14 protein-coding genes and 2 pseudogenes are annotated in these 10,110 nt (G+C 62.9%); 6 read left to right on the top strand and 10 right to left on the bottom strand.

Annotated elements, in window-relative coordinates:
• Positions 1-198: 198 nt before the first annotated feature.
• Positions 199-1,128 carry a LysR family transcriptional regulator gene (locus QZT63_RS07455; protein ID WP_290649932.1) on the bottom strand — a complete coding sequence of 310 codons (930 nt, stop codon included), beginning with the start codon at positions 1,126-1,128 and terminating at the stop codon, positions 199-201.
• 134 nt (positions 1,129-1,262) lie between these two features.
• Here QZT63_RS07455 and QZT63_RS07450 point away from each other — a divergent pair, with 134 nt between their 5' ends.
• Positions 1,263-1,430: a hypothetical protein gene (locus QZT63_RS07450; protein ID WP_290649930.1), complete on the top strand. Its 168-nt coding sequence runs from the start codon at positions 1,263-1,265 to the stop codon at positions 1,428-1,430.
• 211 nt (positions 1,431-1,641) lie between these two features.
• Positions 1,642-1,848, top strand: coding sequence for a hypothetical protein (locus tag QZT63_RS07445; protein WP_290649929.1), 207 nt, complete (start codon positions 1,642-1,644; stop codon positions 1,846-1,848).
• 395 nt (positions 1,849-2,243) lie between these two features.
• Here the strand turns inward: QZT63_RS07445 and QZT63_RS07440 are convergent, their stop codons facing one another.
• Positions 2,244-2,480 (bottom strand): helix-turn-helix domain-containing protein, encoded by a 237-nt coding sequence (locus QZT63_RS07440; protein WP_290649928.1) that lies wholly within the window; start codon positions 2,478-2,480, stop codon positions 2,244-2,246.
• Positions 2,481-2,601: 121 nt separating this feature from the next.
• Here QZT63_RS07440 and QZT63_RS07435 point away from each other — a divergent pair.
• Both QZT63_RS07435 and QZT63_RS07430 read left to right on the top strand, forming a co-directional pair.
• A pseudogene (locus QZT63_RS07435) lies at positions 2,602-3,276 on the top strand (methyltransferase domain-containing protein); the annotation flags it as partial.
• Positions 3,277-3,575: 299 nt separating this feature from the next.
• Entirely contained in the window at positions 3,576-4,394 is an 819-nt protein-coding gene (locus QZT63_RS07430) for a class I SAM-dependent methyltransferase (RefSeq protein ID WP_290649924.1), read from the top strand.
• Positions 4,395-4,548: 154 nt separating this feature from the next.
• On the opposite strand, the gene QZT63_RS20030 is transcribed toward QZT63_RS07430, so the two are convergent.
• Genes QZT63_RS20030 through QZT63_RS07420 form a run of 3 tightly spaced genes read right to left on the bottom strand, consistent with a single transcriptional unit; the run spans position 4,549 to position 5,546 of the window.
• A complete protein-coding gene (locus QZT63_RS20030; protein ID WP_366636320.1) occupies positions 4,549-4,698 on the bottom strand; it encodes a helix-turn-helix domain-containing protein in 150 nt (49 codons plus the stop codon).
• Positions 4,658-5,305 (bottom strand): DJ-1/PfpI family protein, encoded by a 648-nt coding sequence (locus tag QZT63_RS07425; protein WP_290649922.1) that lies wholly within the window; start codon positions 5,303-5,305, stop codon positions 4,658-4,660. The genes QZT63_RS20030 and QZT63_RS07425 overlap by 41 nt, the downstream gene beginning before the upstream one ends.
• A gap of 37 nt (positions 5,306-5,342) precedes the next feature.
• Entirely contained in the window at positions 5,343-5,546 is a 204-nt protein-coding gene (locus QZT63_RS07420; protein ID WP_290649921.1) for a hypothetical protein, read from the bottom strand.
• A gap of 257 nt (positions 5,547-5,803) precedes the next feature.
• Between QZT63_RS07420 and QZT63_RS07415 the strand changes: the two genes are divergently transcribed.
• Positions 5,804-6,166 carry a type II toxin-antitoxin system RelE/ParE family toxin gene (locus QZT63_RS07415; RefSeq protein WP_366636313.1) on the top strand — a complete coding sequence of 121 codons (363 nt, stop codon included), beginning with the start codon at positions 5,804-5,806 and terminating at the stop codon, positions 6,164-6,166.
• 294 nt (positions 6,167-6,460) lie between these two features.
• Here QZT63_RS07415 and QZT63_RS07410 read toward each other — a convergent pair whose 3' ends face one another.
• The 4 genes from QZT63_RS07410 to QZT63_RS20025 all read right to left on the bottom strand — a co-directional run bounded on the left by QZT63_RS07410 (position 6,461) and on the right by QZT63_RS20025 (position 9,455).
• On the bottom strand, positions 6,461-7,276 hold the full coding sequence (locus QZT63_RS07410) for a metallophosphoesterase (protein WP_290649919.1): 816 nt from the start codon (positions 7,274-7,276) through the stop codon (positions 6,461-6,463).
• 378 nt (positions 7,277-7,654) lie between these two features.
• Positions 7,655-8,230, bottom strand: a complete 576-nt coding sequence (locus QZT63_RS07405) for a cyclin-dependent kinase inhibitor 3 family protein (RefSeq protein ID WP_290649918.1) — start codon at positions 8,228-8,230, stop codon at positions 7,655-7,657.
• A 54-nt stretch (positions 8,231-8,284) separates the two neighbouring features.
• On the bottom strand, positions 8,285-9,061 hold the full coding sequence (locus QZT63_RS07400) for an ADP-ribosylglycohydrolase family protein (RefSeq protein ID WP_290649917.1): 777 nt from the start codon (positions 9,059-9,061) through the stop codon (positions 8,285-8,287).
• 61 nt (positions 9,062-9,122) lie between these two features.
• Positions 9,123-9,455 (bottom strand): WYL domain-containing protein, encoded by a 333-nt coding sequence (locus QZT63_RS20025; RefSeq protein ID WP_366636310.1) that lies wholly within the window; start codon positions 9,453-9,455, stop codon positions 9,123-9,125.
• Between QZT63_RS20025 and QZT63_RS20020 the strand changes: the two genes are divergently transcribed.
• Complete coding sequence (locus QZT63_RS20020; protein ID WP_366636308.1) at positions 9,370-9,615, top strand: DUF3320 domain-containing protein; 246 nt, start codon at positions 9,370-9,372, stop codon at positions 9,613-9,615. The two genes, QZT63_RS20025 and QZT63_RS20020, sit on opposite strands and share 86 nt — an antisense overlap.
• A gap of 347 nt (positions 9,616-9,962) precedes the next feature.
• On the opposite strand, the pseudogene QZT63_RS07385 reads toward QZT63_RS20020, so the two are convergent.
• A pseudogene (locus QZT63_RS07385) lies at positions 9,963-10,110 on the bottom strand (FAD-binding oxidoreductase); the annotation flags it as partial.

The raw sequence follows: 10,110 nt of genomic DNA, 5'->3' as shown, positions 1-10,110 counted from the left end.
TTGGGGCAAACGCGGCCAGCCGGTCGAATCTTCCTCGCGAAATCGAGCTGCGGAACATCCAGCTCGACGCGACGCCATCCCGTCACGCAAGTTGTCGCCCGGCTGGGTGTGTCCGGCTACAGCGCTTGCGTCCATCACCGTGTGATCGCTTCCACATCAATCACATACGTTGTAGCTTATTCAGTTACGATTGTCGTATCAGGCATGCATATTTGCTTCATCCAACATCCAGTCACGAAACTCTTCGGCGATCGGTCGCTCCAGGCCCGCGCCCGCAGTAAGCACGTAGTAAGCCTGGTCATAGTCCAGAGGACAGTCGGCCAACACCGACAACTTTCCGGCGCACAGGTCCGCCTGGTGCAGCTCCCGACTGCCGAGCAGGGCGCCCTGGCCGGCTATGGCCGCCTCCAGCGCCAGCAGTCCGTTGCCAAATCGCAGCTCCCGTGCCGCTCCCAATTCACATCCCTGCTGCTTGAACCATTCTTTCCAGCCGCAGGGCTCGTCTAAGCGGGTGAGGCTGTTGTCGCACAGCAACGTCAGTCCGCGCAGTGTGTCGACACCATCCACGGTGGCGGCCAGTTTCGGTGCGCCGATTGGCACCAGATCCAAGCTCATCAGCCGCTGGGGCTCTAGGCCCGCGTAGTTGCCGTAGCCAAGGCGCACGCAAACGTCGATGCCGGCGAGCTTGAGTTCGGCCACACCGAAGACGCTATCAGGGGCACGATCCACCGCACGTAGGCTCGCCTGCAGCCGCACTTCGGCGTCCGGGCAACGGGCGTAGAAACGGTGCAGGCGTGGCACGATCCACTTGGTGGCGAACAGGGGTTCGGCGCACACGGTGACGATCAGGCGCTCCTCGCCATAGGAGCGGATCTTGTCCACCGCACGACTCAGAGCCTGAAACCCCTCATGCAGCTCCGGCAGGGCCTCACGCGCGGCCGCGGTCAGGCTGACTCGCCGGTGGTGGCGGACGAACAGATCGACGCCGAGATACTCCTCAAGCGCCTTGATCTGGTGGCTGATCGCCGCCGGCGTGACATTGAGCTCTTTGGCGGCCGCGGCGAAACTCTTGGTTCGCGCGGCGACCTCGAAATAGGAGAGTGCGATCAGCGGTGGAAGACGTAACATGACCAATACTCGCAAGAATGGCGGTGGGGCCATGCGCGATCGAGTGCCCCATTGAAGGGCCACTATAATCGCTGCTGGTGCGAAAGGTATACCGCTCACCAATGCCTTGCCGGTCGCCCCATGGGCTCGTTGACATGCGGGTAATCAACCTTATTGGGCTACCGTCCGCTGTGTGTGTGCTTGTCATGTCCTGGCTGGGTTCGGTCGGCATAGTAGCGTCCGTGGGCGTTGCCCTGATCGTGCTGAAGATGCCCTGCGTGCCAGAGGCCGCTGTGTATCGGGACATCGTCACCACCTCCTAGCGATAAGCGCAGCGCATCCACCTACCGAGCGCGATTCATGGTGGATGCGCTGCGCTTGCCCACCCCACCGCCTCCCTCGTCCGGGCCAATGGCGCTGGGGCATTCTTGAACTCGTTGCCTGCGCGGTACGGTTCAGCGACGCGGCACGATGGCTGCGTCCGGACAAGGCGGTGATCGCGCTCAGCCTGCGCCACAAGTCGAAGCACCACCTGTGGTTTTCTTTCGTCATGAAGCCGGACACCTCGCGCGTCACAGCAAACGTATAGCGTTCGTTGACGTCGAAGGCGGGCTGGACGATACGGCTGAAGCCGAGGCGAACGCGTTCGCGCGGGATCAAGTGATGCCGCCAGAGTTATTCGCGGAGCTGGAAGGCACAACGCTCACGACGAGCGCGGTGCGCTGGTGCACGTTGCAGTGAGCCAGGACGAGGCGGCCATGACCACCAGGCTCGCCGGCAAGGAGACGCTGTTTCTGCCGTTTAACCAGGGCACCAGCGAGGGCGGGGGCGTGGAATCCGCAAGCCGCCAAAGAGGACCACAACGCGACGCGTGCGCAGACGTTGCTCTCACTGGATGACGCCTGCCTCGCCGCCGGCCCCGGAACGCTGCACCGGGAGGAGATGATCGACCCCTTCGCCGAGACGCTGGATGTGGATCTGGTGCTGGAAGGGGAGCAATGAGGATGGCAACACCGCGTGGTTTCAGTGAGCTCGTGAGCGTTCACCAGCATCTCGTTCGCAATCCGGACGCAACCGCGACCGATGGCGCGTTGTACGCGGGGCATTCGCTAACGCCAGGGCGCTGGACGCCGACGTTACAGCGGCGAGCCGGTCGCGGCATCGACACTGCGCGTGATCACACCAAGCTCGTCGAGTTCGCCGAGCCGCTTCGACAGCAACGCCGGTGAGATCAAAGGCATGCCCCGGCGCAGGTCATTGAACCGCTCGCTGCCCGCCATCAGCTCGCCCAGCAGGATGATCGTCCAGCGCTGGCCGAGCACCTCCGAGGCCATGGCGACAGGGCAGAACTGCCCGTATCCGCGCGCTGCCATTACACCCCCCGGACGACGTCGTATCCGCTTCAGATTGAGTACTTGCCGGAGTATAGGTTTGCGGGCGTATAGTGCAATTGTGTAAAGCCCGTAGCGACGGTCCGCCGCGTGGAGGCACGCGATGAGCTCGACCGAGGAAGACACCGGGGAAGCCCCCCGCACACCGGAGGACCGGGAGGTCAGCAGCGCCGTCGCGACGCACTACGCCGTCCCGGATCTTGGGGACAGAATCCTGGCGGCACTCCAGGCGGCCGGCAAGGACACGACCTGTCTCGCACCACAAGACCTTGCTCCCATCGACGAATTCCATGTGCGTGGCCGCGAAGCGACGCTGGAACTTGCTCAAACCGTCGGACTGCAGTCCACCGACTATGCGCTCGACGTGGGCAGCGGCATCGGCGGCACAGCGCGCTGTCTCGCCCAGGAATTCGGCTGCCGCGTCACCGGCGTGGATCTCACCGCCGAATACTGTCGGGTTGCCGCCATGCTCGCCGCTCGCACCGGACTGACGGATCGTGTTGATTACCGCCAGGCCGATGCGAATGATCTCCCGTTCCCCGACGGAGCGTTCAGTGTTGTCTGGACCGAGCACGTGGCCATGAACATCCCGGACAAACAACGGTTCTACCGGGAAATGCACCGGGTTCTCACGCCCGGCGGGCGGCTGGCGATCTACGATGTTCTCGCTGGCCCGTCAGGACCCGTGCATTTCCCGGTGCCGTGGGCCCGGACGTCGGCGACGAGTTTCCTGGTGTCGCCGGAACAATTGCGGGATCTGCTCGCGAAAGCCGGATTCACGCTGGTGCAGTGGTCGGATCGGACCGCCGCCGCACGCGCCTGGCTCACGGAACTGGGCAAGCGGCTCCGCGAGGAAGGTCCGCCAGTCCTCGGCTTTCATCTCCTGCTCGGGCCCGAGTTCGAGACCATGGCACGGAATCAGAAACTGAGCCTGGAGGAGGGACGGATGGTTCTTGCGCAGGTCGTCGCAAGGAAGAAGACGAGCCCGCCCTGACGTGAGTGGCGGACGTTATCGATCACACTAGACGCACGATACAAGACCGGGAGCGACCTTAATTCCCGGAGGAGGCAGCCATCATGAACGCGACAATGCCCGATCTGGCGGCACTGAAGCAACGCATGAAGGCAACGTGGGAGGCGGGTGACTTCGGCGAGGTCGCGAAGTCGATCGAGTCGCATGCCGAAGACTTCATGGCCCGCCTCGATGTCGGGCCCGGCAACGACGTGCTCGACATCGCCTGCGGCACCGGCAACCTCGCACTCCCGGCCGCCCGGGCCGGCGCCAGCGTTGTCGGCATCGACCTGGCCGGCAACCTGGTCGAGCAGGCCCGGGAGAGAGCCAAGCGCGAGGGACTCGAGATCCGATTCGACGAAGGCGACGCGGAGGCACTGCCCTACGCCGACGCAGAATTCGACCTCTGCGTGAGCATGTACGGCATCATGTTCGCACCGCGGCCCGAAGTGGCGACAACGGAGCTGTTGCGCGTCTGTCGTCCCGGCGGCACGATTGCACTGGCCAACTGGACGCCCGAGGGCTTCATCGGGCGGATGCTGAAGGTTCTGAGCGGATATGTATCACCGCCGCCCGGCGTTCCCTCGCCGTTGCTGTGGGGCCAGGACGAAGCGGTCCGTGAACGACTCGGCGATGGCGTCTCCGCCCTGGTGACGCAGCGCGTGCCGGTGTGGTTCGACTACCCGTTCTCGCCCGCCGATACCGTTGACTTCTACCGCCGTTACTACGGCCCGGTCCAGCGCGCGTTCCAGGCACTCTCCGACGACGACGCCGAGGCACTGGACCGCGATCTGGTCGCTTTGTGGTCGGAGCACAATACGGCAGACGGCGACACGACGCGCGTCGAGGCCGAGTACCTCGAAGTGGTCGCGACCCGTGCGTGAAGGGTCGGTAACCGGCCATTGCCGGGGCGTTGTCTGGCCGCCGCCCCCGGCAATGGTCGCGTGTCCGGCGAGATGCCAAGCACGGAATCAAAGACATCAGCACCTGGGTCAGGGCAACCCCTGAAACAGGGAGAGAACAAGGCAGGCCGTGCGACTATTGCGGTTCGGCCGGCACATGGAACTTGCGCCGGTACGCTCCGGGCGTGATGCCTACCATGCGCATGAAGAGCTTGCGGAAGTAGGCGGGATTCTCGTAGCCCACATCACCCGCAATATCGTCGATTGCCTTTCTCGTTTGCTCCAGGAGTTGCTTGGCCCGGTTGAGCCGCAGCTCCTGGACATAGCAGATCGTGGTGTATGTAGCCCGTGGCTTTCCTGAAGCGGCGTTTGAAGCTGCGCTCGGAAACTCCGCCCACCTCGGCCATACCCTCCACGGGGCAGGGGTTATCCAGATTCGCGGTAATCCACCACTGGGCGCCTTGAATCGTGGCGTCGCCATGGTCGCGAGGGGGCACGAACACGGTGTAGGGCGCCATGCCGTCGCGGTGGAATTCCAGTGCGAAGAACTTGGCAACAGCCTGGGCGGCTGGCGTGCCCAGATGCCGGGCAATCAGGAACAGCACCAGGTCATGCCAGGACGACGCCGCCCCCGACATCACCAGTTCGTTGCGCTCGCCCTCGGTGACCAGCGCCTTGTCCGGCTGCAGCCTGACGGCCGGAAAGTTCCGGCGAAACGTATCGGCATAGGCCCAGTGCATGGCCGCCCGGCGCCCGTCAAGTAGCCCGGTCTCCGCCAGGAGTAGCGTCCCCGAGCAAACCGAGTACAGCTCGGCGCTTGCGGCGTGCATGTCCGCGATCCACTCCACCAATGCCGGATAGCGGTCGGTCTGCCATTTCCCTCCCGCGACCATCAGCGAGGGCACAACAATCAGATCGGGTGTGGCCGACCTAACGCGCGCCGCGCACCCATGGCAGCGCAAGGCCGCCGCCCAGCGCCATGGACCTGGAGTGCTCGGAGACGATATCCACCTGGTAGGGGGGATGGCGCCCCAGGGACTCATCGAACCAGCCCAGCGCGCCGAAGCAGTTCAGGATGCCATTGAGACCGGCGAGCGTGCCGGCCATGACCTCTGGTGTGGCAACCAGGCTCACATGTCTTATCGGGTACGCAGGTTTCATCCCGGAAATCTGGCATATACGAACCGATTTTGCCATTTTTCGGTCTTATCGATGCCGCTTGGCTGCGCAATCCTTGTCAGTGCAATGAATCCAGAAGGAGGATGGGAGAAGGAGGATGGGGATACCCAATTGTTTTAGTGGGCTCGTGGGTGTACACCAACATCTCGTTCGCAGTCCGGACGCAACCGCAACCGGGAGTCCCGGAAGCAGACTCCAGCCGGCTGAATCGCATGGGGTACAGGCTCACCTACAAGGCCGAAGAGGACATCATCGATATTTTTCGGGCCGGCGTGGGGCAGTTCGGTCTCTATCAGGCCGAGCGGTACCATGAGCAGCTGGAACGGTGTTTCCGCTTCCTTGCCGACAACCCCCTGGCCGCGCACGCACGCTTCGAGATCGTCCGGCCGATTCGCATCCAGTCCATCGGATTCCATTTGATCGTCTATCGAGTCGACGATGGCGACGTTTTCATTATCCGCGTTCGTCACAGACACCACGATCTGCCGGCCTATAAGGCCGAGCGCGACCGTGTCAGACAGCAGGCCCTGGATGCACTGACCGAGCAGGCGCAGGATCTGAATATGGGGTACTGACGTAGGCTTCGGGGGTGTCTTCGATGCGTGCGTCCTCTATCCGGTCACAAAGGACCAGTTGACCTGACGGGAGAGGAGCGCACCGACAGGCAGCAGGCTGTCGAACAGTTCATCCAGCGCCATAGCGTGCCGACGCCCGAGAGGCCCTGGCTTCAGCGCCAGAGTGAGAATGGCTGGCCGACCCCCGATGGCGCTGTGGTCGAGGGCACGGCGGTGGACATGGGAGTGGTGGGCGGGAGCGCATGGCCGATTGAGCCGCTGGTACTCCGCGCAGCGCGCATTGCGGGCGTTGGCTCATAGGGGCTGGTCGGCGGTTTGAACGTCGACAAGCGCTAATCTCGGTGATCCGCCCAGGGGCCACCTGAGCAAGCGCAACAGGTTCTGATGCCTCTTGCGGAGCAAGTAGGCGCCGGTGTCGATATAGTAACGGTTGCCTAGACGCCACGGCTTGAAGCCCTTTGCGATGCTGATGGTATGCCCATGGATCACATGGCCGATATCCGGCAGCCGAGCGGAGGCGTCATTGACCGAAGCACGCCGCGCACCCCGAAGTGAGACGAAGCTTCGCCCCCAAATTAACGGCTTTACCCAGTCAAGGCCGTCGTCATGTGTGCAGCGTTCTTCAATCCATTGCACCAGTTCCCCCCACCTCAGAAATGCCGGCGGAACCTCGGCGTGCACAATGCCCACCGCTCCCGTTTTGGTCTCGATCTCCATCACTACTGGCATACCCGAGACGAGCTGTACCAGTCTTCGCTTCTCCTCGCCATCCAGCTTCTGTAACCACGGTTCGGGGAGGAGGCGCATCTGCATATAGCCATCTAATGATACCGGCCCGGCCGGTCCCATGCAGTTAATGGCCGCCGCGAAATCATGATTGCCGAGGACAGAATGGAACCATGGCTCTTCGAGCAGCCGCAGACTGCCCATACTGTCCGGGCCACGATCCACGAGGTCACCGACGCAGATCAGCCGGTCAACCTCGGGATCGAAATCAATGCGCTCGAGCTCCTTTTCCAGGAGAGGGCGCATGCCATGCAGGTCGCCTACGGCGATATCGCGGCCGGCTGTATTGCGCCCAAGGCGGACAATGCCGGGCCATGCATCCATGGGGAGACCTCGCGTTGCCAAACAGGAGAGGTAAATCGGAGAAGTAAAAAGGCCAGTAGAATCAGAGGCGTTCAACACGATCAATGGCTTATTGCGCAGCGTGCGCCACGAATCGCCTGCGATTGAGACGTTTTAATTCGCCGCTGTGACAGAAGTGTGGTGTGGGTTACCCGGACTCGCCACGCCTGTTGTGATCCAAATGTGAACATGAACTCCTCAGGGTTATGGGACCGAGCGCGGAAAGCGATCACAATGGGCGCGATGGCTTTGTGTGCAGACGTGCCGGGCACTCGCGACCGCCCTCGGGCTCTATCATCACCGGCGACACCACCAGGGTTAAGTGAACGGGGCCGACTGACCTCGGAGCCGTCCTATCTCTTAAGTTACGGCAGCCATGCTACGAACGTACTGCTCCTGCGCGCGCGTCTCCACCGCGCCCGGCCGCGTATAGCGCACACGCGCCAAGGACTCCTCGGGCGTAAGACCGCGCTCGATGAGCAGCCGACACGCGACGAGGCCCGTGCGCCCGAGGCCGCCCAGGCAATGGAGGACAATCCGCTGGTCGTCGTCAAGACGCCGGTGTAGGCGGCTGCGTACTTCCGTCCACTGTGACTCCCATTCCGCGTCGGGGATGCTGCAGTCGGCAATAGGCAAATGGAACCAGCCGTCCTGTCCGAACCACTGCTGTGCGCGGGCGCCCAAATCCTGCACCCGGTAGTCAATGAGTTCGTGCAATTCCATCAGCGTGACCAGGCAGTCCGCGCCCCAGTCGGCCAGCGTCTCCAGGTCAAGTGCAAGGTCGCGCGCCCAGGGATGGCGATTACCCGGCCCGATTTTTCCCGGGCAAAGCGTCATGCCCAAAACGCCGCCACCCGGTGCGTCCACCGCGGCGATGCGCAGCGGGGAGGAGTGGCTGTTGGCAACCCCGCGATGCAATCCTCCGTGGTTCTCCATGCGCTACCTCCCCTCCTGGGCCCGTGCTGAGTTGCGAGATGCGGCTCGATGCTCCTACGCGAGCCGGTCAGACACGAGCGTCCAATATCGCTCAATCAGTTCACGCTGCTCTGGCAGCAGACGACTGTTCACGGCGTTGACCACATGGTTCGGCATACCGAACCGCGCTTCTGCAATGCCGCCGGTGATGCACGCAAGTGTATCGGTATCCGCGTCCAGACTGATGCAAATCGACATCGCGTCGTCGAAGCTCTCCGCATTGCAGGCAATTCGGATTGCCGGTGGCACGGTGCCCTGACACGTCTCGTTGTAGCGGGAGGTCCGTTGAATCACGGGCACGGGTTCGTCCAAGGGGTAGCCGTGGTGTGCGCGGATTGCCGCCAGAATCGCCGAAGCTGACACTCCCTGGCGGGCGAGGAACGCTGCGTGGACGGTCGCTTGGGCACCACGGATTCCCTCCGGATGATCGTGGGTGACTTCCGCGGAGCGTTTGGCCTCAAGGAGCGCTTCATCCAGGTCACGTGCCCAGAAGGCGATGGGGCTCACCCGCATGGCTGAACCATTACCGAAACTGTTGTAAGGGCCCATGGACGGATCCTTACCCCACTCGATGAACCGCATCCCCCAGGACTGCGCGCGGTTCGCCTGATACGCCTCGCGGTAAGCGGTGGCGTAATCGACGCCATCCACCAGGCAGCGGGCTGTGGCCAGGGTGAGAATGGTGTCGTCGGTGAAATGGCTGCGTGGCTGGAATAGCGGTGTTTCCGGCGTGGCGGGCGGGCCGAACTCGTGGACGGACCCGATGATGTCACCGGCAATTGCTCCGAGCATGCTGATCTCCGGGCGGATAGTTCGCAGTCCAGGCTAATGGTGTGCCGCGACAGCGGTGTCGTTATCGATCGCATACGTTCCGGTCCAGCCTGGACGCTTCCAGGTGCTTGGCCGCGATTTCATCGCCCAGGTCGTCGGGCTGGACGACTTCAACCCTTGGTCCGAGCCCGAGCAGCCACCGGCGAAGTTCCAGTGTATCCGCGACCGCAGCGCGCACGATCGACTGGTTCTCATCTTTGCCTGTCGGAAGTAGGCAGCAAGGGCGTTCAATGTGGCCAGCGTCACTGGACGCGGCAATCCTGCACGTCGTGGACGTTGAAGGCCCTGTCCCCTTCCAGGTTCTCGCCGACCGCTTGCTTACCGCCGCCGATGTCGGACGGTTGGGTTTCCGCATCCGGGCGCGCATCGAGGGTCAGCTGGATCAACTACACGACGCAGGTGATCTGGTCCGGTGTGTTGACTTTTTTTGGGCGATCGGCCCACTTCCTGGTGCCTCGTTTGCGGGACTGGGCGTGCGCGCCAGAGAGGACCCGGCAACTCGATCATGTCCATGACGCGGAACTCATGCTGTGCCTGTTCCACGCCACCAGAAGAGGGAGGTGGCGGTCCATCCCATTACGATATGCTTCAAGCGCCGCTGCAGGCATTGATGGACGAGCACATGATCCACCAGAGGGGCGATAAACTCTTCTCGGGGCGAGAGGAGTTTCTGCGTCGGTGACGGTGACTTAGTTCGACCCTCACCGGACACTCGACCATCACCGGGCGTCGGTCCGCTTTCGGAAACTGCCCACGACACCCGGGGAAGTCCAAAGCCTTGATGGATGTGTCCGTGCAAACGGGTTAGGACCCGTTTCTGGTTACTGTCCCCGGAATTCGGTAGCTACAGTTCCCGAAGCGCTTACTGCTGTAATGCCTTTTCGTACAGTCCCGGGAACCGACCTTCCGGGTCGCACTCGCGCTTGAGTGACTGGTAGGTATCGCGGTCATACTCCGACCAGAAGGTCGCCTCGTCATAAGTGCTGCGCGAGTAAAGGCTTTTCTTGCCG

It is taken from the genome of Aquisalimonas sp., from assembly GCF_007120195.1.
Lineage (GTDB): Bacteria > Pseudomonadota > Gammaproteobacteria > Nitrococcales > Aquisalimonadaceae > Aquisalimonas.
Note: the sequence above shows the minus strand (reverse complement) of the source record. Positions and strands in the feature narration are given on the sequence as shown.